Source organism: Reichenbachiella versicolor, assembly GCF_003171675.1.
Classification (GTDB): domain Bacteria; phylum Bacteroidota; class Bacteroidia; order Cytophagales; family Cyclobacteriaceae; genus Reichenbachiella; species Reichenbachiella versicolor.
Genome location: NZ_QFZQ01000005.1, coordinates 443,478 through 468,692, shown reverse-complemented (window position 1 = coordinate 468,692; position 25,215 = coordinate 443,478). Strand labels below are relative to the sequence as shown.

Annotated in this window: 16 protein-coding genes; 7 read left to right on the top strand and 9 right to left on the bottom strand. The window is 36.9% G+C overall.

Going from position 1 to position 25,215, the window contains the following annotated elements; translation table 11 throughout:
• Window positions 1-51 precede the first annotated feature (51 nt).
• From DKG80_RS12470 to DKG80_RS12455, 4 genes are all read right to left on the bottom strand, one after another.
• Complete coding sequence (locus DKG80_RS12470) at window positions 52-1,062, bottom strand: polysaccharide deacetylase family protein (RefSeq protein WP_109831674.1); 1,011 nt, start codon at window positions 1,060-1,062, stop codon at window positions 52-54.
• On the bottom strand, window positions 1,059-2,264 hold the full coding sequence (locus tag DKG80_RS12465; RefSeq protein ID WP_109831673.1) for a glycosyltransferase family 4 protein: 1,206 nt from the start codon (window positions 2,262-2,264) through the stop codon (window positions 1,059-1,061). The genes DKG80_RS12470 and DKG80_RS12465 overlap by 4 nt, the downstream gene beginning before the upstream one ends.
• Window positions 2,265-2,332: 68 nt before the next feature.
• Window positions 2,333-2,638, bottom strand: coding sequence for an isoamylase early set domain-containing protein (locus tag DKG80_RS12460; RefSeq protein ID WP_109831672.1), 306 nt, complete (start codon window positions 2,636-2,638; stop codon window positions 2,333-2,335).
• Between the two features lie 26 nt (window positions 2,639-2,664).
• The gene (locus tag DKG80_RS12455) at window positions 2,665-5,106 is read right to left on the bottom strand and encodes a glycoside hydrolase family 31 protein (protein ID WP_109831671.1); all 2,442 of its coding nucleotides are present in this window, start codon (window positions 5,104-5,106) and stop codon (window positions 2,665-2,667) included.
• A gap of 307 nt (window positions 5,107-5,413) precedes the next feature.
• Here DKG80_RS12455 and DKG80_RS12450 point away from each other — a divergent pair, with 307 nt between their 5' ends.
• The 5 genes from DKG80_RS12450 to DKG80_RS12430 all read left to right on the top strand — a co-directional run bounded on the left by DKG80_RS12450 (window position 5,414) and on the right by DKG80_RS12430 (window position 14,522).
• The gene (locus tag DKG80_RS12450; protein ID WP_109831670.1) at window positions 5,414-7,252 is read left to right on the top strand and encodes a glycosyltransferase; all 1,839 of its coding nucleotides are present in this window, start codon (window positions 5,414-5,416) and stop codon (window positions 7,250-7,252) included.
• 42 nt (window positions 7,253-7,294) lie between these two features.
• Window positions 7,295-8,791, top strand: coding sequence for a DUF4301 family protein (locus tag DKG80_RS12445; protein ID WP_109831669.1), 1,497 nt, complete (start codon window positions 7,295-7,297; stop codon window positions 8,789-8,791).
• Window positions 8,792-8,929: 138 nt separating this feature from the next.
• Entirely contained in the window at window positions 8,930-9,919 is a 990-nt protein-coding gene (locus DKG80_RS12440; RefSeq protein WP_109831668.1) for an AAA family ATPase, read from the top strand.
• Between the two features lie 187 nt (window positions 9,920-10,106).
• Complete coding sequence (locus DKG80_RS12435; RefSeq protein ID WP_109831667.1) at window positions 10,107-11,408, top strand: right-handed parallel beta-helix repeat-containing protein; 1,302 nt, start codon at window positions 10,107-10,109, stop codon at window positions 11,406-11,408.
• 276 nt (window positions 11,409-11,684) lie between these two features.
• Entirely contained in the window at window positions 11,685-14,522 is a 2,838-nt protein-coding gene (locus DKG80_RS12430; protein WP_162555856.1) for a TonB-dependent receptor domain-containing protein, read from the top strand.
• 290 nt (window positions 14,523-14,812) lie between these two features.
• Here the strand turns inward: DKG80_RS12430 and DKG80_RS12425 are convergent, their stop codons facing one another.
• The gene (locus tag DKG80_RS12425; protein ID WP_109831665.1) at window positions 14,813-15,496 is read right to left on the bottom strand and encodes a hypothetical protein; all 684 of its coding nucleotides are present in this window, start codon (window positions 15,494-15,496) and stop codon (window positions 14,813-14,815) included.
• Window positions 15,497-15,900: 404 nt separating this feature from the next.
• Window positions 15,901-16,527, bottom strand: a complete 627-nt coding sequence (locus DKG80_RS12420) for a hypothetical protein (protein WP_109831664.1) — start codon at window positions 16,525-16,527, stop codon at window positions 15,901-15,903.
• A gap of 201 nt (window positions 16,528-16,728) precedes the next feature.
• Between DKG80_RS12420 and DKG80_RS12415 the strand changes: the two genes are divergently transcribed.
• Window positions 16,729-18,642, top strand: a complete 1,914-nt coding sequence (locus DKG80_RS12415) for a CASTOR/POLLUX-related putative ion channel (protein ID WP_109831663.1) — start codon at window positions 16,729-16,731, stop codon at window positions 18,640-18,642.
• A 712-nt stretch (window positions 18,643-19,354) separates the two neighbouring features.
• A complete protein-coding gene (locus tag DKG80_RS12410; RefSeq protein ID WP_109831662.1) occupies window positions 19,355-20,977 on the top strand; it encodes a S41 family peptidase in 1,623 nt (540 codons plus the stop codon).
• 183 nt (window positions 20,978-21,160) lie between these two features.
• On the opposite strand, the gene DKG80_RS12405 is transcribed toward DKG80_RS12410, so the two are convergent.
• From DKG80_RS12405 to DKG80_RS12395, 3 genes are all read right to left on the bottom strand, one after another.
• Window positions 21,161-21,925, bottom strand: coding sequence for an NRDE family protein (locus DKG80_RS12405; protein WP_109831661.1), 765 nt, complete (start codon window positions 21,923-21,925; stop codon window positions 21,161-21,163).
• Between the two features lie 101 nt (window positions 21,926-22,026).
• A complete protein-coding gene (locus DKG80_RS12400; protein WP_109831660.1) occupies window positions 22,027-22,668 on the bottom strand; it encodes a LolA family protein in 642 nt (213 codons plus the stop codon).
• Between the two features lie 15 nt (window positions 22,669-22,683).
• Complete coding sequence (locus tag DKG80_RS12395) at window positions 22,684-25,203, bottom strand: FtsK/SpoIIIE family DNA translocase (RefSeq protein WP_109831659.1); 2,520 nt, start codon at window positions 25,201-25,203, stop codon at window positions 22,684-22,686.
• Window positions 25,204-25,215 lie beyond the last annotated feature (12 nt).

Below are 25,215 nucleotides of genomic sequence, written 5' to 3'. Positions count from 1 at the left end.
CTCCTTTTTTGTTTTCTCTTATTTATCAATCATACTGAAAAGTTCAGTTTTCTAAGCCTTTAAGTCGGCATCATTCAAAATGTTCATCATATTAGAGTACTTATCAAAAGCAGTAGAATCATCTTTTTTTCCAAGGTTCAAATACAATGAAGCAGCACCTAAGTCCAAAAATTGACTATCAGATATAACACCGGCTTGCTCAGAAATGTTATAGTACATATCAAGTGTATTGGTCTGCATAGCTTGACCATTGAATGAACTAAAAGTCTTTCCATTCAAACTACCCATCGTTGGAGTTTTGATGTAGTAAAGCTTCTTTGAATTTAGTTTACCACTATCTGTAAGCGATTTTATTTTAGCTTTTGTTCTTGTAGCTAAAAGTACTCGACTTACACCCTTATGCTCTCTTAACCTTTTAATGTCAAATAGTAAGAAATGAGCTTTTTGATCTGGGTTGTCAAATAAAGAATTGTCTTTGTCTAAAATTAGAATGTTGAATGATTGGATGTTTTTAGGAATAAAAACCCTATCCTTTTTGTTACTACCCATGTACCATGAAATAGCTCCGGCAAAGGTTCGTTTAAAACCAAGGCTTTTAATAAGATCAGCAAGCGTATTGCAGTATATGCTTTCCGTGTTATAAAAAGAGACAGGTTTATAATCAAAAACTTTTTTTAGAACTGACTTGTGTGCTTTGACTTCTTCAGTAAACTGGTCTTGAGAATAAAGAGAAGACAAAGAATTGTTAATAGTTCCTCCCAATAGCTCCAATTTTCTATTATTGACTGCTATTTTGATTTCATGAATCATTTTCTCATCTGCTTTTTCGAGTAGCTTGATGAAAAAACCAGAAAAATAAACAGATATAGGTGTATCCTTATCTTGAGATTCATGGAGCATTTCTTCCAAATATCTCTTGAATTCGGAAAAGTACTCCCTATTGAAGGAGCTCTGAGTTTGTTCCCAATCTACATAGTGTTTATCTGATCCAATATCAAAAATAGAGAAGGTACTTAAGACAGGAGTGTAATCAAAGATTAGCGATAAGAATGCTGTCTTCATACAGTTTCGAAGATATTAGTAATTTGATCAGCAGCTTCTTTCCAAGTCATAGAGTGTACCACTTTTTGGTTCTTGGTAGAGTAATAATGCTTCATTTTTTCGTTTTTGAGCAACTTTACGATTTCATTAGCGAAGCCTAAGGTGTCGTTATAGTCCAATGAAATTGCTCCTTCTAGTATTTCTGATGCACCAGAGTTATTACTAATTACCATAGGTAGGCCAGCACCAGCAGCTTCTAAAGCTGATAATCCAAACGGCTCTGAAACGGAAGGCATACAGTATATGTCTGCCATGGCATAGAGCTTGTTTAATTCATCATCAGATAAGTGGCCGGTCATATGGAATTTATGTGCAATTCTTGAATGTGCTCCAGCTTCTATAAGAGACTGGTATAACTCACCATCACCAGCCATTATAAATCTACTATTAGGATAATGCTTGTGTACGTGTTCAGCGATTTTTAAGAACTCCGTTGGACCTTTTTGATTGGTCAGTCGACCAACAAACAAAATCACTTTTTCTTTAAAAGGGCTTTGGTGGTCTTTATATTGTCTATTGGTAAAACCATTATATATCACATTTATTTTACCTCCATCAATTCCATAAACTGATCTAATGATGCTTTTAGAATAGTTACTGACACAGATGATTTTATCAGCTATACAAAATGCTTTTTGTTCCAACTCAAAGACCCAAGATCTATCCATGTTAGGATTGCGATCATGATCCAAAGAGTGAACATGCAGCACTAGGGGTAATTTTGTCTTTTCTTTCAGTTCGATCGCAGCTTGAAAAGTCAACCAATCGTGCGCATAGATGACATCATATTCAATCTCATCTACAATCTCTATAATTTCTTTGGTGTAGGTTTCAGCCTTGATTCGAACCACTGACTCTGTATACTCATGGGTTACTTTTTCAGTGCCTCCTAGATACCAATATGGTGCAATAATATTGGTGATTTCAAATTTCGCAATATCCGAAAGTACTTGATAGTCGGTAAACTCTTCAGTTCTATGCTGAGGCTCAAATTCTCGTTGTTGTACAGACTCGTTAAACTCTTCTAGTTTTTCCGGTTGGACAACCGTCAATTCTACATTTTTGGAAATAGAATCAGCAAGGTGGAAAGCCGCTTTACCAAGTCCACTATTCAGTATACTAGGTTCTCCTGGTCCTAGCATTAATACTCTAGTTTTAGTCATTTGCTGGTATATTAGTTGGTTTGATAATGTGGTCTCTTATTTACTAAAGAGGCCACATTATATCTGGATCAAAGAGATAAAACGCAGTTTTCTTCTGCGAATTCATTAGGGGTATATCCGTCACACTCCTTTTCATTAACCCAAGTAGTACCATCAACTAAATACCTGAATTGGTATTGTTTTTCCTTTGGTAGTTCTAAAGTGATTTTGAATCCACCACTTTTCATTTTGGTAAATTGATCGGTGGTTTCATTCCAGCCATTGAAATCACCAGCTAAAGCAATGCTTTCGGCTCCGTCAGCTATTTTTTTGTCAATATTCCAAGTTACCTTGTAAAGATCTTTTGACTTAAGAAATTGTTTTTTGATACTCATAGTAGTCTAGGGATTTATTATTTGTATTAAGTTATAATAATTTCTTTAAAATCAATTGGTAGCTCTATTGTCAATACTTTTTTAGCATATCTACCTTTCTTAATTACCTCTTCTCCTTCAAGAAGAATTGACGTTGGAGCTTGTTCTATTCCATGCAGTTTTAATTCGTATTTTTTATAACACACTTCAAAGTCTCCTTTTACTTTCTGTGTGATTTTCCATTTGTCGGCTTCCAGTTCTGCAATGAAAGTTTTTACTGACTGATCACCTTGAGTATACTCGTATCCGTCACCTTTGTCTTCATATAAGTATGACTCTGTTGTTCCTACAGGTTTATATGCCTTCAAAGTCAAAGTGTCAAATTCGAACTCATCTACGTACTGCATTTTTGGCTGCATCGGTATGATACCACCTGCTCTTACGAATAGTGGTATTTGATCAAGAGGAGCCTTTACTTTAATTTCTTTTTTCCCGGTCAACTCTTCATTTGTCCAGTAGTTGAACCAAACACCTTGAGGAAGGTACATTCTTCTGCTCGTTGCCTCAGCCTCTGATATTGGACATACCAATATATGGTCTCCTAAAAAGAACTCTTCTTCTCTAAAGAAAGACTCAGGATCATCATGTACTTCTAAGTGAAGCGAGCGAAGCATAGGAGCTCCTGTAGTGCTATGCTGCCAGAAAGTAGTGTAAACATAAGGAAGTATCTCGTATCTCATCTCTATAAACTTCCTAACGATGTCAATATATTTTTCTTCAAAAGTCCAAGGTTCTTTGTCTCCGTGATCACCAGAGGAATGCGTTCTGAAGAATGGGTGAAATACGGCCATTTGTACCCATCTAGTGTAAAGTTCTCCATCTGGGGAACCAATAAATCCCCCAACATCAGATCCTGCAAAAGAAATTCCCGACGCATTAAGTCTTTGACACTGTATATTAGCGATTCTTAATTGTTCCCAACTTGCAGAGTTGTCACCTGTCCAAACAGAAGCGTACCTCTGAATACCAGCATAGGCAGATCTAGATATAGTGAAGTCTCTTTTATTGTCTAGGAACATTTTTTGTCCTTCAGATGTAGCTCTCGCCATTAGAGAACCATAAACGTTATGGGCTTTCCTGTGGCTGCAAGGATGACCATCAAAATCGAATCTAACATCATTTGGAAAAGTTCCTTCTTCAAATGTCGCAGGTTCATTCATGTCATTCCATACTCCATCTACGCCTGTCTCAACAAGTCCTTCATACAGTGTTCCCCACCAGGCTCTTGCCTCAGGGTTTGTAAAATCAGGGAAATGACATAGACCAGGCCATACACTAGCCTTTAATAAAGGTCCGTCCATTCTTTTACAGAAGTAATCACCTTCCATTCCTTGCTGATATACCCAATATTTCTTGTCCACCTTGATCCCTGGATCTATGATCACTATGGTTTTAAAACCATCATCTTTCATTTCCGAGATCATCTTTTTAGGGTCTGGAAATCTATCTTTGTCCCAAGTGAAACACCTGAAGCCATCCATGTAGTCTATATCCAAGTGAATAACATCACAAGGAATCTTTCGTGTTCTAAACTCAGCACCCAGTTCTCGTACAACGGATTCAGGATAGTAGCTCCACTTACTTTGGTGATACCCAAGTGCCCATTTTGGAGGAAGGGCATGCTTTCCGGTTAGTTCAGCATATCGTTTTATTACATCAATTAGCTTAGGCCCGTGGATGTAGTAGTATCTCATTTCACCGCCTTGCGCCCAATAACTACAAGCCTCATTTCTTTCTTTCCCAAAATCAAAGAAGCTTCGGAAAGTATTATCCATAAAGATTCCATAGCCTATTTTACTATGTTGTCCCATGAAGAATGGTATGTTCTTGTAAACAGGGTCAGTATCTGCACCGTACCCATAGCAATCCGTTCCCCACAATTCCTTTCTCTGACCTATCATATTGAGCCTACCAGACTTGTCTCCTAGACCAAAGAACTTTTCATATGGTTGAAGTACTTTGGTAGAGATGTTGATTGTGCCACCATAGTATTTATGATCTTGCCAGTGGTACCCTTTTTCATCCTCTTGAATGACAGTTCCCTTAAGGTCTTTGATTTTGGTCTTGAGGTCGGCTTTATTGATTACACATTCTACGACATCAGTTTTGATGGATATCAAATCTTCATCTTCTTCGAATATATAATGAGTGTCTTGAGGTTGATAGTTGGGGTCAATGGCGTATGAAAAGTCATCTTCAAAATAACCATCATGTCCATATCTAAACCTTAAAATGTGAGAACTAAAGATTGCTAGTTCCAAAGTAGCATTCTCACCATGGAACAAAAATGTATTTTCTATCTTCTCCCAGCTTTCAAGTTTACCACAAAAAAATTCTTCTAAATTCTTGTCCTCGAATTTGTCTATATAATTACCCGAAAAGTCTTGGGTCTCTTCGGTGTTTTGGATTTCTTCTACTGTATCTGACATGAACTTTAACCAGTTGTTTGTTAAACAAATATAGATATTGACTAAACTATAGGGTGCGAAAAAACCATATTAGAAGGCTTCGACTTTAAAATTTTCATTTAATTTAAAAACCAGATAATATGACTTCAAGTTTTGCAATGAAAGAGGTGTTTCATTGATATGAGTTGTAATATCATCAAGTAGGATCTTTAATTAATTTTCAATAATATAATTGAATTATTGTGATTTTGTTCAATAGCAAACATCAAAATCAAGGATATTTCAATAAAGCCTGTCAAATAGCAGTTTTTAACTTCAAACAAAACCAATGAACCGAAAGAAGGGTAAGAAATTCAGTACTAAAAACAGAGTCCTAGCAGAGGTCGCATGGGAAGTATGTAATCAAGTAGGAGGTATTTATACCGTTATTAGATCTAAAGTACCAGAGATGGTAAGACGATGGGGAGATGATTATGTATTGCTCGGTCCCAACATTAATCCTAATGTAGTTTCAGACTTCGAACCAAAGTCTAATGTTGAAAACAGTATTTCCCAAGTAGCCAGAGAAATGCGTGAAGAACTAGGTTGGGATGTTCAGTATGGAAGATGGCTCGTTTCTGGTCGCCCACAAACAGTTTTGTTTAACCCATATAGTGTCTTTCCATTACTAGGAGATATAAAGTACTTCTACTGGCAAAACCATTTTATAGATTTTAAAAACCATGATCCTTTGATGGATCAAGTGCTGGCTTTTGGCTATATGGTAAAGGAGTTTATTTCAAGATATGCTAGGGTGTGTCATGATAATGATTTTGAGTTTATTTCTCATTTCCATGAGTGGATGGCAGGTACTTGTATTCCTGATCTTGGTCGAGAGCAGATACCAGTCAATACAGTCTTTACCACACACGCAACGTTATTGGGTAGATACTTAGCGATGAATGACCCACAGTTCTATGATCATTTACCCTTTCTGAATTGGGAAGATGAAGCTAAAAACTTCAATGTAGAGGCAATAGCAAAATTAGAACGTGCCTGTGCACATGGTGCCAACGTTTTGAGTACGGTCAGTGAAGTGACGGCTAAAGAGTGTGTTCATCTATTGGGGCGAAATCCGGAAACTATTTTACCGAATGGGTTGAATATTGAAAGATTTTCTGTATTGCACGAAGTACAAAATAGACACCATCAGTATAAAGAAAAGATAAATCACTTTGTGATGGGGCATTTCTTTCAGTCTTACTCATTTGATTTAGGTAAGACACTATACTTCTTTACATCTGGAAGGTTTGAATACAAGAATAAAGGATATGACCTGACGTTGGAGGCTTTAGCTAGACTCAATCATAGGATGCACGAGGAAGGGATTGATATGACTGTTGTCATGTTTTTCGTTACAAAGCAACCTTTTCACAGTATCAATCCAGAAGTGTTGAATACAAGAGCTGTGATGGAAGAGATCGAGGATAATTGTGATGAAATATTGAAGCAGGTAAAAGAGCGACTTTTTACTGATGCTGCGACTAATTCAGATCATAGACTTCCTGATTTGTCCACTATGGTAGATGACTATTGGAAATTAAGATATAGAAGGACTATTCAGTCTTGGAAGACACACAAGCTCCCAAGTGTAGTTACTCATAATTTAGAAAATGATGGAGCCGATCCTATTTTAGGGTTTGTTCGAAGTGCCAACTTGCTTAACTATGCTCACGATAAAGTGAAAATTGTTTATCACCCTGATTTTATTTCATCCACATCTCCATTATTCGGCATGGATTATAGCCAGTTTGTAAGAGGTTGTCATTTGGGAGTGTTCCCTAGTTACTACGAACCTTGGGGGTATACTCCTGTAGAGTGTTTGGCTCGTGGAGTAGCAGCAGTTACTTCTGATTTATCTGGATTCGGTAATTATGCAAAGGATTTGAAAAATGGAGATGAGAGGCATGGTTTGTATATGATTGAACGAGAAGGTAAGGACTTTCATTCATCTGCTGAACAATTATGCGAAAAGCTTTTGGAGTTCGTTAAAACAACAAGAAAAGAAAGAATTAATATGCGCAATAAATCAGAGGATCTTTCGGAGGAGTTTGATTGGAAGAATTTAGTTTCCAATTATGAAGATGCTTATGAAATTGCTTGTTCTAAATACCCTGTTGAGGGCTGATATTGAAAATAAACTACTTAACTAATAAAAATAATTAATTGCATGTTTAATGATTCAGACCATAAACAGATTGCTGACCGAGGTAGTTCGCTCGGCGATATAGAAAAACAAATTGAAAATTTCAAAACAGGGTTTCCTTTTTTAGATATTCAAAAAGCTGCTACTATAGGCGATGGAATTATTCAGCTTCCCTCCGAGCAGATTGATATTCTTAAGGCTAATTATGAACAGAAAATAGCTGGAAAATCTATTTTGAAGTTTGTGCCAGCTTCTGGTGCCGCAACGAGAATGTTTAAGGATTTATTTGCTTACGTTGATAATCCAGATTTAACTTCAAACAAATCAGCATCTACCTTTGTAGAAGGTTTGAAGAAATTCGCTTTTTACAAAGAGCTAAAAGGAAAGTTTGGAAACAACGGGAGTAGTATCGAGTCGCAAATTACTAAAGGAAAATATGACGTCATAGCTGATAAGCTTCTATCAGAAGAAGGTCTTGGCTATGGAAGTTTACCAAAAGCTTTGCTCTCATTTCATAAGTATGATGAAAACTCAAGAACTCCTTTTGAAGAACATCTAGTAGAAGGGGCACTTTATGCAAAGAACGAAACTGGGCAAGTAAACTTGCATTTTACAGTTTCACCCGAACATCAACCAAAGTTTGAATTATTGTTTAGCCAAGTAAAAACTCAATATGAAAAAACATATGGGGTTTCTTATAGTGTGACTTTTTCTCAGCAAAAGTCATCTACTGATACTATTGCTGTTGATGATAAGAATGAACCTTTTAGAGAGCCAGATGGATCTATTCTTTTCAGGCCAGCAGGTCATGGTGCATTGTTGGAGAATCTTAATGACCTAGATGCAGATATTATTTTCATTAAGAATATTGATAATGTCGTTACCGATGATCTTAAGGGTGATACAATTAACTACAAGAAGGCTTTGGCTTCCTTATTAATAGACTGTCAAGAAGAGATTCATGGAATATTGAAAAATGAAATCTCTGACCCAGATACCGTAGCGCTTAGATTAAAACAGAAGTACTTTATAGAAATGTCTGTTGGGTTTGAGAAATTGACCAAGGTTGAGAAAGTTGAAGCTTTAAAATCCAAGTTAAATAAACCAATTAGGGTTTGTGGAATGGTCAAGAATACTGGAGAACCTGGAGGAGGGCCGTTTTGGATTAAAGAGAAGGATGGTTCCTTTACATTGCAAATAGCTGAAACAGCCCAAATAGATATGGGAGATTCTCTGAAAGCTGATATGCTAAAGAACTCCACCCATTTTAATCCGGTAGATTTGGTATGTGCTACTAAAGATTTCGAAGGAAACTCATTTGATCTTTTGAAATACAGAGATGATACAACAGGTTTTATCAGTGAAAAGTCAAAGAATGGTAATGATTTAAAAGCTATGGAGTTGCCAGGATTATGGAATGGCGCAATGGCAGATTGGATTACTTTCTTTATAGAAGTGCCAATTTCAACCTTCAATCCAGTAAAGACTGTAAATGACCTTTTGAAAGAAGCACATCAATAGTTAATAATTTGAAGTTTTAATGAAAGTAAAGTCATTACAGCTTAGGCTTAACATTTTTTAACACCTATTAAAAAACGAACAAAACAAAACTACGGGAACTTCTCGTAGTTTTGTTTTTGGTATAAATCATATCACAATATGGAAGCAACGGTAAACACGGATTTAAAAAAAGAACATCAAGCAAAAGTCAAAGAAGTATATACTGAAGTAGGAAAAGTTGTAGTAGGGCAGAGTTATATGGTCAATAGATTGATGATTGGTCTGTTTACACAAGGACATATCTTATTAGAAGGCGTACCTGGACTAGCAAAAACATTAACAGTAAATACTCTAGCGAACGTTCTTCATTTAGATTTTAAGAGAATTCAGTTTACGCCTGACTTATTACCTGCTGATTTGATTGGTACTATGATTTACAATCAGAAAGCTTCAAACTTTGAAGTGAAAAAAGGGCCAGTATTCTCAAACCTAATACTTGCAGATGAGATTAATAGATCTCCAGCAAAGGTTCAGTCTGCATTACTTGAGGCAATGCAAGAGAAGCAAGTGACAATAGGTGAAGAAACTTATAAGCTTGATAAGCCATTCTTGGTATTAGCAACACAAAACCCAGTTGATCAAGAGGGAACCTATCCGCTACCTGAAGCACAAGTTGATAGATTCATGATGAAGATTCATATCGATTATCCGACTAAGGAAGATGAACTTGAGATCATGCGCAGGATGTCAAATATGTCATTTGATAATGAAGTGAAAACAATCTTAACTAAAGAAGATGTTTTCGCAATTAGGAAAGAAATCAATGAGGTGAATCTATCCGAGTCACTAGAGAAATATATAATAGAGTTAATTTTTGCGACACGTCAGCCTGCAGAGTACGGGTTGAAAGAAGAAGCACATTATATCCAATTTGGAGCATCTCCTCGTGCATCTATTAATATGAATTTAGCAGCAAAGGCTGTGGCATTCTTAGATGGTAGAGACTTCGTATTACCAGAGGACATTAAAGAAATCGCAGCAGATGTACTAAATCATAGAATTATACTCAACTATGAGGCAGAAGCTGATGGTGTTACCACTCATGATATTGTTAACACTATTCTTAATAAGGTTAATATCAATAGATAGATCAAAGAATCATTGTTTTATTAGAGAAGGGAGTGTCAGGTAACTGGCACTCCCTTTTTTGATCGTAATATTTGCATAATACGATATCATCTTTCTTTAACATAAAGTTAATCCTTCAGTTCATCGATGTTAATAAGTGACTGGCAGTTTTGCGGAACAATATTGAATTTCAAAACACAATAGAAAGATGAAAAAACATTATTTACTACAGTTGTTGTTCGCTGTTCTAGCTATGGCAACTATCGTTTCTTGTGACGATGACGAAGATAACAATGGTTCAAATAACGGTGGAGGAGAAGGTTCTGAAACTGAAATTACAGCTAATATTTCTGAAGATGTAACTTGGGAATCAGGAAAAGTTTATGTTCTTAAGCAAAGAGTTACAGTTCTTGACGGAGTTAAATTAACCATTGAACCAGGTACAATTATTAAAGGAGATGCTGACCTTTCTGGTGCTCAAGCTGCTGTTTTAATGGTAGCTCAAGGAGGTTATATCGACGCTCAAGGTACTGCTGATGAACCTATCATTTTCACTACTACAGAAGATGAAATTGAGCCAGGTGAGACTGTTAGCTCAGGAATTGCTGCTGGTGCTAAAGGCCTATGGGGAGGAGTTGTAATTCTAGGTAAAGCTCCTATTAGCCCTAAGACTGGTGGAGCTACTGCGCAAATCGAAGGTGTAGATGCAAATGATCAAAATGGTCTTTATGGTGGAGACAACGCTGCGGATAATTCAGGTATCCTTAAGTACGTTTCTATCAGATACGGTGGAGCTGAAATAGCTGAAGGTTCTGAGATTAACGGTTTGACTTTAGGAGGTGTTGGTAACAAAACAGTAATCGAAAATATCGAAGTTGTAGGTAACTCAGATGATGGAGTTGAGTTTTTCGGTGGATCTGTAAACGTTACTAATCTTGTAGTTACTTCTGTTGGAGATGACGCTATAGATATCGATCAGTCTTATACTGGAACTGTTAAAAACTATGTGGTATATGTAGATGAGAACTCTGATGAGGCTCTTGAAATCGATGGTAGAGAGGATGATTTGGAAGGAAGCTTTAATTTAATGAACGGTACTGCTTCTATTGCTAAGACAGCATCTTCTGATGCTTCTCTTACTGCTGATTTTAAATCAAAAGCTACTGGTACTGTATCTAATCTTTTGTTTGATGGAGGTAAAATCAAGCTAAGAGCTTCTTTCGCTGAAGAGGATCCTACAACTCACAAAGAGGACGGTGCTAAAAATGTAATCGATGAGACATTGGTTTTTACTAGTACTATGTTTGCATCATCTTCAGTATACGCTGACCAAGATGATTTTCCTTCTATGGTAGATGAAGACGAGAACTTCACTCCTACTCAGGAGGTTCTTGATGCAGTGGATGCTATTCAAACTGAAGTTGATGCTGAATTAGTATCTGCAACAGCTACGGGAGCGGATGATTCGTTTATAGGAGATTGGACTGAGACTAGCTCTCTTTTAAAATAAGAAACTTCGAAGTTAACCTTTGAGTAAAAATTTAAGCCTCGGTAATTACCGAGGCTTTTTTGTTTCCTCAATGTTAAGATCGGTATAATGCAATTAAGTCTAAAATAGAAGAGATAGCTATCTTTTGTGTTTTTATCGCCTTTATACATTAATGAATATTGTTAATCAAGTGTTAAAGAACCTGTCAGAATAAGGCAATATTTAAACTATTCTTAAATGCTCTGTTGTGATTTAAATCCTTGATTACCTTCTTCTTTGCGCAAATTTTAAATGCAGATGAAAAAAATATTTCTAAGTGGGGTTATAGTTTGCATGTCTCTAATGGCAATGGCACAAACTGGATTCGTGAGAGGGACAATTATTGATGGAGCTACTGGTGAAGGACTTTTCGGAGCAACTGTAACTAAGACAGGTACTTCTCAGGGAGCCATTACCGATTTTGATGGTAAATTTTCTTTGACATTACCGGTAGGGACTCATGACATTTCTATTTCGTTCGTGTCATATACTACACAGACCATTCAGGGTGTAGTTGTGAAGGAAGGCGAAGTATCTAGTATAGATGTAACATTAGAAGAGAATGTAGCTCAATTGGAGGCAGTAGTCGTAACTGCGGAACAGATTAGAGATAATGATGTGGCTCTTCTTTCTGTGCAGAAAAAATCAGCTAATACTGTAGACGGACTTTCTTCTCAAGCTTTTAAGAAAATTGGAGATAGTAATTTGTCTGGAGCAATGAAGAGGGTGACGGGAGTTACGGTTCAAGGAGGTAAATACGTATACGTTAGAGGTTTAGGTGATAGATATACCAAGACTACTTTGAATGGTATGGTGGTTCCAGGTTTAGATCCTGATCGAAATGATGTTCAAATGGATATCTTTCCAACTGCTATATTAGAGAACGTAATGGTTTATAAGACCTTTAGTCCTGATTTAAATGGTGACTTTGCAGGAGGGTTATTGGATGTTCAAACTAAATCTTTCCCTGATGAAGAAGAGACTAGTATTTCATTGAGTTTAGGATATAACCCATCAATGCATTTTAATAGCGATAACGTTAGTTATAATAGTTCTTCAACCGATTGGGTTGGGTTTGATAATGGTCAAAGAGAATTGACTATTAGTCAAAACGCTGATATTCCTAATCAACCAGGCTCTTCTGAAAAAATTGAAACATTATCATCATTAACTAGGGAATTCGACCCGACGTTGGGAGCTAGTAAGCAAACAAGCTTCATGAACTATGGCTTTTCGGTTGCTCATAGAAATCAAAAACCTGGAGAAAATTGGACACTCGGATATAATGTTATATTAAACTACAAGGTTACAAGTACATTTTATGATGACTATGAGAGAAATCAATTCTTAATTGATATTACAGATGAAACACCTGAGATAGCCAGAGATTATACAAGTGTTGGCTCTGTTGGTAAAGTGAATACACTTTGGAGTGGTCTAGGTTCGATAGCAATGAAAACTGACAATCACACGATTTCAGGTACTTTCCTCCATACTCAAAACGGAACAAAAAACGCCGTTGAAAGAACAATTTCGAGATCGTCTCTAAATAATCCTGGAAGATTTTACAATGATATTTTAACCTATACCCAACGCTCAATGAGTAATGCTATTCTTTCTGGAAAGCATAGAGTAGGTGATTTACAAATAGATTGGTCTAATTCATTATTGTTTTCTAAAATTCATGACTTGGATTATAGGGATACTAAAATTAACACCGAAGATGATCAGCTGGATTTTAAGAATGGTGGAGGAATCAATAGGTTCTGGAGGTATTTAGATGAAACAAGTGAAACATTCAAATTAGATTTGACTTATGAGGTGGCAGAAGGCAATAAGCTTAAAGTTGGAGGGCAAGCCGCTTGGAGGGGAAGGACTTTTGATATTGCTCAATACAATTACCAACCAGAAGAACTTTATAAGCCAGAGACAAATGATGCAAATGACCTGCTAAAAGAAGAAAATCTTATCTCTGAAGACAATATAAATGGCCTTCGTATTTCTGATAATAACAATGATTTCAACGAGTATGAAGGAACCCAATTGGTCACTGCGGGATATGTCATGAATGATTGGAAGTTTACAGAAAAATTCAGAGCTATTTATGGAGTTAGATTAGAGAAAACGGATATGTATTACTCTGGTGATTATAGAGATTCTGAAACTGGTTCTACAGAGACTTTTGATAAAGAGAAGACACTTGATGATTTAAGTTTTCTTCCTTCGGTAGGATTAGTATATAGTGTGACTGAGGATATGAATATTCGTGGCTCTTTTAATAAAACATTGGCGCGCCCATCTTTTAAAGAGAAATCTGCAGCATTTATTGATGACCCTTTGAATCTTCAAATATTTTCTGGAAATCTTGATGTAGAAATGGCAGAGATTCTAAACTATGATTTGAGATGGGAATATTACTTTACACCCTCAGAAATGGTGTCTGTCTCTGTTTTCTATAAGGATTTTACTAATCATATTGCATTAGCTGCTTCACCTTTGAGACCAGAGCAGGTTACTCCCCGCAATGTAGGATCTGCTAACGTGATGGGAGCTGAGTTTGAGGTTAGAAAAGGGTTAGGAAGTTTTACTTCTTCCCTTGAAAACTTTTCAGTAGGTATGAATCTTTCTATAGTAAGGTCAGAAGTAGATAGAAAAACAGTTGTTGTTGATTTTGAAAGAGATGGTACTCCAATAACAGAATATGATGCAGAAGTGAACTTTTTAGAGACTGAAGAAGGAGTGGATAGATACAGAACTATGACAGGTCAGTCTCCATATGCTTTAAATATCTTCATGAATTATGATATGCCTAGTACAGGTCTTAGTGCTAATGTCGCTTACAATGTACAAGGTGAAAATATTGCTATCATTGGTGTGTCAAGTGCGCCATCGGTATATAGTATGCCTTTTAAAAGCTTGAACTTAAAAGTATCTAAGTCTTTGGGACAGGATGAAAGATCAAGTTTAAGTGTATCGGTTAAAAATATACTAGATGATCAAAAAGAGATGTTGTACAAATTCAATGGAGAGGATAGAGTATTTTCTAAATACAGTCCAGGTACAAGATTTGACATTGGATATTCGTATAGATTTTAAGTCAAGAGAACTTAAACAAAAAAGGCAGCTTAAATAAATGGGCTGCCTTTTTTGTTTAAGAAACGTACTAGCATGGCTTGGACGGACAAGAACCCGTTACCACCGACGATGTACTGTACAGATCTTATCAAAAAGGAATAGTTTAAGGCCCTTGCATCGATGAGAGGGTTTTTACTGATTTAAGAAGAGATATAACATTTCCAGTCAGACAATCTTCTTATCATATACAAAAAAAAGAGACTGACTATTTAAGACAGCCTCTCATTCCTTTTATTCCAATGATAGAGACTTTAAACCTCTATATCTACTTCTTCTTCTACTGATGAACCGCCTGTAGGAGTACGATAGTGCTCTCGCAGTTCAGGACTATCAAAATAGACGAACTCAGCTGCCGCATTGAATTCCCTTAAGATTCCGTAGATACTATTTAGCCGTTTTATACGCTCAACTGTTTCCACAGATCGTTGTCCTTTATAAGTCTCTTGATCAGTTTGAGCAGATTTAAGTACTTCTGCTTGTTCTGTTATAGTATCAAGTAAAGTGCTCGGAGTACCAGAAGCTTCCAACGTAGTACGGTACTGGCTGATAGTTTCAGATAACTCGAATAGGAAACTAATCATACCAGCTTGACTTTTTGTGACCTTGTGATACCTACCTATCCCAAACTGTCTTTGAATCGCTTTACTATTTGGGTAAGTTTTAACAATCCAATACCTGAGTTGATTAAAAAGTTGGCGTGAGATATTCATTTCCGATAGAAGCTTTTCGGTACGTTGACCAAGTTCAGCTTTGTTCATGTCATCTCCACCTTCTCTTAAGGCAGTGTCAATTAGGGACTTCAGATTATTGACTTTCTCATCATTTAAATCTGCGTCCATAGTCGTGAAGTCAATTAGATTAGCTTCAAGGTGACCTATTACAGTCATTCCATATTGAAGAAGCTCATCACTGGCGAGGTTAAAATTTCTTTGCATTTAATAATATGTTAAGTTTCAATTAATTTATTTGACTCGAAACTATTTAATCCTAACGGTTTTGTTTAAATGATTGACTCGTTTTTTTAATGTATCAAACAGAAGTTGTAGACTTTGACGAATGGGACTTGACGTATAGAAGTTGAGAATTACATTATGGATTTCAGTAATTGAATTATGATATCAAGAAAGTCTGTTATGATACTTAAGGAATATATTATGGTAATTAAGATTTATATTGTTGTTGACGAGAAGTATATTATTGGATACGCTCCGTTAATTATGAAAGTATAGAAGTCTATTATGATAGAAAGTAGGTGTATTATTGAAGCAAAGAAGTGACTTTTTGGTCACAAGGTGAGTATCTGACTATTCATAATACAACACCTCCGACCGATCACAAATCACTTAATCTTACCTAATAAACTTTTCAATGAGTCTAACCTCAAGTCAGATTGATGTATTTGATATTCGAATGCGTTGATTTGTTTTTTTATTTCAATACTGTCCAATGACGCAATTTTTCTAGAAGTCTGATAACTATCCATCTCATTCCCGAGTTTTTTAGAAACCTTTTCCTGTTTGATGATTTGTGTTTCTAATAAGGTACTGAAGTATTGTGTTTTGAACTCTCGAAGTAGATTTTTTAAGCTCTCATTATCGACATCATCAGCATCTCTATAGGCTATTCGAATGATGGTTTGATTATCACTTTGATGAATGGTATTGATCAAATAAGTAGGTTCTTCTTCAGCAGATTTTGACGGGACCTTTAATACATAGTGAGAAATATGGTTGGTCAGGTACGCTTTAGACTTAATATATCTCCACCAAGCTTTTCTTACATTCTTGTACGGGTGAAGTAATGCAGTACTAGCGCCTTCATAAGACTTTCCTTCCACATGAAACTCTTTGTTGTACATTTTGAGAGAGTAGTATTCTTCTGCCCTCTGAGACAGGGCATTAGAGCAAAACGTACAGGATAGAACGATGCCTAACAGAAGATGCTTGAAAGCGTTTTTTTTATTCATGCGGATCAAATCTACAAACCATATGCCATCCTTACTAAAAAACTAATCGCGAAGCTGGTCTATATAATTTTAAGATTTTCCTTTATTTTCCAATATTGGACTATTTTTGCCGAGTTCAGGTCTAGGACGATGTGCATTTCACACTGGTGGTAATGTGCACAATGGAGAGATAAATTATATCAAACGCGACCATCCTTGTCAATGAGAAAACCCGTTTCTTTAGCAGCAGTAATAAAATATAAGTTCGATAACTACGTCTCGAAGGGTACTGCCGCCATGATCTACGGTCTATTAATATTCTCCGTAGTAGTGATTAGTCTTTTTGGAGGTCTTCTTTTACTATTAGATCTTCACCCCAATTCGGAAGGGGAGTTTGGTTTCCCAGATTCTGTTTGGGTCAACCTCACACACGTACTCGATCCTGGAGTATTAGGTAATCATGATGAAAACTGGCCTTTCAGACTGTTCATGATGGTGACAACAGTAATCGGTCTTGTGATTATCTCTACTTTGATCGGTTTGGTGTCCAATGGTATCCTTGTGAAAATGCAGGAGCTAAGAAAAGGACGATCTTTTGTGATAGAAAAAGACCACGTATTGATCCTCGGTTGGTCTTCCAAAATATTTACCATCATTCCAGAGCTAGTCATAGCCAATGAAAATCAAACCTATGGTACCATTGTTATTCTTGCCGATAAGGATAAGATTGAAATGGAAGACGAGATACGTCTCAAAGTAGGAGATACTAAAAATACCAGAGTAATTTGCCGTACTGGTGATCCTATTGATATTGATGATATTTATATAGCCAATCCATTTGATTCAAAATCAATAATTATTCTTGACAAGGATAATGAGAATTCGGATTCTCAAATCATAAAGACTATAGTAGCAATCGTTACTAACCCAGCACGAGAGGAATTGCGACCAGAGCCATATCATATCACTGCTGAGATTCAGGATAGCAAGAACTTTGAAGTAGCCAAAATGGTTGGTAAGGATGAAGTAGAGTTGATCTTATCGGATGACTTTATCTCCAGAATCATGGTTCAGACAAGTAGACAAAGTGGTCTGAGTGTAGTCTATATAGAGTTGATGGACTATGGAGGGGATGAAATTTACTTCACAGAGGAAGAATCATTGGTAGGTAAGACATTTAGAGATGTAATCTTTGCCTATGAAGACTCTGCCATCATGGGCTTACAGTTTGCTGATGGAACTGTAGCAATTAACCCGCCTATGGAAACAGTTTTCAATCACGGGGATCAAGTGATAGGTATCACTGAGGATGATGATACTTTGATTCCATCGAGGCTGCCTGATTATCGAATAGAAGTAGATAAGTTGGCTACGGCCAACGAACCTGACCCACATGAAGAAAGAATATTAATTATCGGTTGGAATGATAGAGCCAAAAATATCATTCGCGAGCTAGATGAATACGCACCTAATGGATCGACATTGACGGTAGTGTCTAAGTTTGAGGATCCAATAGTGGCCATTCAGAAGCTGAAATCTAAGCTGAAAAATTTAACCGTTGAGTTTCAAAGAGCTGAAACAACAGAACGCGAAACATTGGAGGAGTTGAATATTCCTTCTTACGATTACATTATGCTTCTATGCTATGAACAAAACTATCCAGTTCAAGAAGCAGATGCCCAAACATTGATTACACTACTTCACATTAGAAGTATCGCCGAGAAGACTGACAAACACTTGAATCTCGTGAGTGAGATGATAGATATGAAAAACCGTCAGTTGGCAGACATCACCAGTGCCGATGACTTTATTGTAAGTGATAAGTTGTTGAGTTTATTGATGACTCAGGTGTCAGAGAATAAGTACCTGATGAGAGTATTTGAAGATCTATTTGATGCAGATGGTTCGGAGATCTATATCAAGCCTGCCAAGGAGTATGTAAAGACTGACGAACCAGTTAATTTTTATACAGTACTAGAATCTGCTGCTCAAAAACATCAAGTAGCTATAGGGTATCGCATCCTAGCAAAAAGCAAGGATGCTGAGGCTCAATATGGTGTTGTAGTCAACCCTAAGAAATCTGAGATGATTGATCTCACTGATGAAGATGAAATCATCGTACTTTCAGAAGATTAAAACTCCATAGAAGTTCTGAGCGCCTTTTTTATTTCTTTCAAGGCATCTTTACGATAGGTCTCGTTTCGAGGGTCAATCGCAAAGTGCGTGAACGAATTTTCAGTATCTGTTTTTTGAGCAATTCTGCGGTTTACATGCTTTGCTATTTGCGAAGTTAGTGCTGGGTAAATCATAATTATAAGTGTTTTGGTGGTTGTACAAATGAACGAAGAAAGCTTCGGCTCAGTGATGTACTTCCTGTTAAACATTGTTTATTATATTATTACTCAATTTATAATCAACGCGTTATCTCTGAAATAAGTAATTCTTGGAAAAAAGCAATTAGGAGATTTACTGATCCTGTCAAAACGAGCTTAGAATAGCTTTTTCTACCTAAAAAGCTTAAATCGCCGATATTTGATTTTCTGTCAGATGGAATATTTAGGGTATTCATCTATCTTTGGCTCACAAACTATAAATCTATTAGATATGGCAATGTTAGGATTGATCGTGGTATTGTTCGTAGCAGCAATCGTTTGTTCGTTCGTTTTACCAAACGAAAAAGTAAGCAACCACAAAAAAGACTGGGAGGTTTAATTCTTTCAGTCTTTTTTATTTCACCTTGTCTACAATAGTTTGTCAGCACCCGATTTTTAAATCTTAAATAATATCCAGTGTATCTTATCCATTAACCTCTCGTTATTGAGTTAACACAAGATTAACGTACATACATATGGGTGAAAAGAATTCTAAGTTCGTAGTTCGATTACCAATCATTATTGCAGTATCACTTGCTCTAGGAATAGTACTTGGTGCTTATATGCCTAGAAATGCAGCTCGACCTGTAAGCTTTTCTAAAAGTGTAGGTAAGTTTCGAGAGATCATGGATCACATCCAACGAAATTATGTAGACGAAGTCGAGACAAATGAATTGGTTGAAACGGCTATCACTACCGTTCTAGAAGATTTAGACCCTCACTCTACATATATTCCTGCTAAAGACAAAGAGTATAGTCAGGCAGAGCTTAAAGGAAATTTTGATGGAATAGGTATTGAGTATGGTATTTTTAGAGACACCATATATGTAGTTACTCCCCTGAGTGGAGGGCCATCAGAGGCGGTAGGTTTGATGACTGGTGACAAGATCATAGAAGTTGACAACGAACTTGTGGCTGGAATAGGCATAACAAATAGAGGAGTACTTGACAGGTTAAGAGGTCCGAAAGGTACCGAAGTCACAGTGTCAATTCTGAGAAAGAACTCAACTTCTCTTATGGATTTTGTTATTGTTCGTGATAAAATCCCTCAGTTTAGTGTTGACGCACACTATATGATAGATGATGAAGTAGGGTATATCAAAGTTAATCGTTTTACTGCCACCACCTATGATGAGTTTAAGACCGCTTTGGTTGATCTCAATGAGCGAGGCATGCAAAAGCTTATGCTAGACCTGACAGGAAACCCAGGAGGATATATGGACAGGGCTATCAGTATGGTAGATGAGTTAGTTGCTGGAGATTCAATGATTGTATTTACCAAGGGAAAGGAATACAGATATAATCAAGAGCATCGGGCTGGTGATACTGGAATATTTGAAAAGAGACCTCTCATAGTGTTGATTGACGAAGGCAGTGCCTCTGCTTCAGAAATTGTTTCTGGTGCAATACAAGATAACGATAGAGGTCTTATTGTAGGTAGAAGGTCTTTTGGAAAAGGACTCGTACAGATGCCAATTGATCTATCTGATGGTTCTGAGCTAAGACTTACCATATCTAGGTATTATACGCCAAGTGGCCGTTCAATTCAGAAAGAGTATGATGGGAACTTAGATGAATATTACAAGGATATTTATGATCGCTACAATAGTGGTGAAATGTATAATGAAGATAGTGTTAAAGTAATTGATTCATTAGCATTCAAGACTTCTAAAGGACGTATCGTATACGGAGGTGGAGGAATCGTACCAGATCATTTTGTGGCTATAGATACGACTGGAAATTCAGTATATCTAAACAGATTGTTTACCTCTGGATCTATTCGTGAGTTTGCTTTACAATATGCCAATGAGAACCGTTCAAGACTTGAAGATATGGGATATGATCATTACTTCGATCGATTTGAGGTTTCTCAGTCGATGTTGAATGATTTGATAGAGCTGGCGGATAAAAATGGTCTCAAGTATAAAGAGAGTCAATTTGATAAATCAAAGGACAGAATCAAAATATACCTTAAGGCACAAATAGCCAGAGGGATTTGGGATAACAATGGCTTCTATCCTATCTGGAATCAGACGAATGAAATCTATGTTGAGGCACAAAAACTGTTTGATGAGGCCGAGAATATTCTTCAACTGTGAGGCTGAGGGATATAATTCACTTAATTAAATGGTGTTTTAAGGGAATGGGAAGGCCAGTTGTTGGGTTTAATTGTCTGACCGAGGGGTGAGCATTTAAATAGAATTCCTTAGATACTCCGTTAATTTGATATGGATAACTTCATAGCTCTTGGGTTTTCAAGGAAATTAAGTTTAAGATAAGAGTTAGTTTTCCCAACTGAATCTTTTGATGACCTCTTCTTGAGTTTCTTTTATAAAGTGTGTTTTTTCAACAAATTTTGTCTCTTCAGCAGTTTTTAAGATCATCGTAGAACAACGTGTACCATAACCTTTCATCTCTATATACATAGGAGATAGATTTCGTTCTACTGACAAAGGAACTCCTGTATTGGGTAAGTCTATATCTGCAGCTTGTTCATGATCAATAAGAAGTGGAAAGATTTCTTTGCTACTTAAAGAGTCGTTTGACTTGAGAAATTCCATTTTCCTTTTACCGTTTAGAACTTTTGGCCAAGGTGTGTCGAGTACGGCATTGCTAAGTCCATATGTCCCAGGTGAAAGTGATTTCAAGTCGAAGTTCACATTGTTGAAATACCATAGGCTATCTCGGTTTCCTACGAGAAGGTTAAAACCATTATATTGATCCGCGTCCGTTTTTATTTTATTAAGGTATTCAGATGGGCCGATTTCTCCGGTTATAAAATCAGTGGTAAGCTTCCCTCTTGAAGGAGCATCAGGTTTGATGTTAGCGGGATCTCTATAGTTAGTTAGTGCGGCAAATCTACCTGTCTCTTGATTGATTCCGAGCCATGTACCTCCTCCTAGTAAATCACGACCACCAATTATATTAGGATGTTCTTCCCAAGAGTCTGCTGGTATCGTTTCTCGTTCGTAGAACTCGTCTCTATTGGCTGCAAGTACCAATTCATATGCAGGGTGATCTTTCCAAGAAAAAAGTATTAGACACATAGCCAGTTTTTATTAGAATATGGTGAAAATAAAACGAAGCAATACTGAACATGTTTTATTCAATATTGCTTCGATTATATATCGAGGAGATAACTTCGTTGTTATCTCATATCGATGAATTCTTTACCGTTTAATTCTGCCTGACTAAACGTAAAGTCATTGTCTTTTAAAGTTGAAAGCGCCTGATAAGTTTTTACAGTATAAATGTATTTACTGCCTGATTTGTCAAACACTTTAAAGCTCCTTAGTTCCTTAGTGGTAGCATTGATTTCCATTCTGATTTTAAAGAAACTCTTATTTAGATCGTTAGGAACTAAATCAATAACGTCTGTTTTACCACTGTTTTTAGATTCTAGATATAGATACTTATACCCTGTCTTATAAAGATCAAAGATGTTGGAGATTGATATTTCCTCTTCTTCATCTTCGCTAGATGTAACGGATACTTCTTCAAACTCCGCTGAGTAGGTCCAGATATTTTTACCATCAAACCTCATCTCTTGACCTTCCATCAGGAGTTTATAAAGATCCCCTTTTACAAAAACAGTCCCTTCAAAAGTTTCATTGATATCCTCTTCAATGTTTTCCATTTTGTAAGAAAAATCAGCTTTGAAAGCTGGAGTTTTTCTATACTTAGCACTCATGGCATCTAGGATTTTACCAGCTTTCGGGTCTTGTTGTTGAGCGTATACCGAAGTGAGTACTAATATGCTAAGCGTAATTAATGTGATTAGCTTTTTCATTGCTTAATGTGTTGTTTACGAATTAAGGTCATTCAATAATTGTTCCAAAGCGTATTCATCGCTTACCAAAACTTCTCTAGCCTTGCTACCTTCGAAAGGTCCGACGATACCTGCGGCTTCAAGTTGATCGATTAATCGGCCAGCTCTGTTGTAGCCAAGCTTCAGTTTTCTTTGTATTAGAGAGGTACTTCCTTGTTGGTGTGTGACGATTAGTTTTGCAGCTTCTTCAAATAAAACATCACGATCACTTAACACGCTAGCATCAACTCCACCGTCAGCATTGGGGTCGTTATATTCTGGAAGCATATAGGCTGAGTCATAGCCTTGCTGATCTCCGACGAATTCACAGATTCGATCTACTTCGGGAGTGTCTACAAATCCACATTGTAGACGGATGATGTCCGAACCGAGTGATAACAACATGTCTCCCATACCGACTAGCTGCTCAGCACCACCGGTGTCAAGAATGGTTCTAGAGTCTATTTTAGAAGTAACTCTGAAAGACAATCGTGCAGGGAAGTTTGCTTTGATTACACCAGTGATCACATTGACAGAAGGACGCTGAGTGGCTACTACTAAGTGAATACCAATTGCTCTGGCTAGTTGAGCTAGTCTAGCGATAGGAGTTTCTACTTCCTTACCTGCTGTCATCATTAAGTCTGCCAACTCATCGATCACTAAAACGATATACGGCAAGAACCTGTGCCCTTTTTGTGGATTAAGCCTCCTTTGTGTGAATTTGGCATTATATTCTTTAAGGTTTCTACAGCCAGCATCTTTTAAGAGATCATAGCGTGCATCCATCTCTATACATAGTGAATTTAAAGTATGGATTACCTTGGTCGTATCTGTGATGATAGCTTCTTCACTGTCTGGAAGCATGGCTAGGAAGTGCCTTTCTATCTTATTGAAAAGTGTCAATTCCACTTTCTTAGGATCGACCAATACAAACTTGAGCTGTGATGGATGTTTTTTATAGATCAGCGAAGTAAGAATGATATTCAAACCAACAGATTTACCTTGTCCTGTAGCACCAGCCATCAGTAAGTGAGGCATTTTAGCAAGATCCGTAACGAAAACTTCATTAGATATCGTCTTGCCGAGTACCACTGGAAGTTCAGCCTTGCTTTCCATGAACTTTTCAGTGGTGAGGACGGATTTGATATCCACCATCTCACGGTTTTTGTTTGGTACCTCGATACCTATTGTTCCTTTACCAGGAATAGGAGCTATGATTCTAATTCCTAAAGCTGCTAAACTTAATGCAATGTCATCTTCAAGGTTTTTGATTTTAGATATCTTGACACCAGCTTCAGGCACGATTTCATACAGTGTTACCGTTGGTCCTATCGTAGCTTTGATACTTGAAATACCAATCTTGAAGTTGATTAACGTCTCTACAATTTTGTCTTTGTTGAGTTCAAGCTCTTCTTTCGATACTTGAATGTTTTTTGGAGGGTATTCTATTAAGAGGTCTGGATTCGGATATTGATATCTTGGTAGATCTAAAGTAGGGTCGTAATTTTCTTGCGTTTCGACGACTACTTCATCTCGTTTAGGCTCTTTGACTTCCATTTCCAACTTTTCTTCAGGAGCAGGAGGAAGTTCTACATCTAGTTCTAGGTCCGCAGTTTTTTCAATTTTAGGAGTGGGTTTGGGTTTGGTGACTTCCCAAGAGTTTTCATCTGATTTTTCCCCTCTATCGGTCGTAGCCAATTCTTCTTCTTCAACTTCTTGCTCTATAGATGCTACTACAGCTGCTATATCTACTGAATCTTTTGTCTTGTTTTCTTTCGTGATTAAAACCATTTCGTCTCCCTCATCTAGAGAGTCTTGTGAAGAAATGGTGTTTGATTCATTTTCTTGAGTAGTAGAATGAGGTTGAATACTTTCTTTGATTACAGAAGACTTGGTTAATCCTACAAGTTCAGTAATGTTGAAGAAAAAGATATTAAAAACTAGAAACCCTAATATTAGAATCAATAAAGTTCCCCAACCCGTGAGACTATAGAGGAAAAGAGCAATCTCAAACCCAGTAGCTCCTCCGATAAATCCCCAAGTCAAAAGCGCTTCGGAATTGATCATAAAGTAGCCAATAAGGGTACTGATCCAAACAATGAAAAATGAAGTGAACCAGAAAGTCTTTGAGATAGATAGGATTTCTACTTTGAAAACAATCTTATATCCAATGAAAAATAGTAGTGGGGGAATCAAGAATGAAGCAATTCCAAAGTAGAGATAAATAAAGAAGTGTGAAGCATATGCTCCAGTAAGTCCCAGCCAATTTTCGGCTTCTAGTCCAGCATTTTGTAACCCTTGTTCGGCAGCATGACCTATTAGGCTTTGATCCGCCCTTCCAGTGAATAAATAGGATATGAACGCTGTCAACAAGAATAAACTGAAGATCAGTAGAAATAATCCGAAAGAAAGATGCAACCGTCGATCGTTCAGGAATCCTATAGATTCTATCGAAAAAGTCGGTAAACTAAGTTTCTTTTTCTCTTTGCTTTTCTTTTTGAAAGTATTTTTAGCCATTAAGGGGATTTT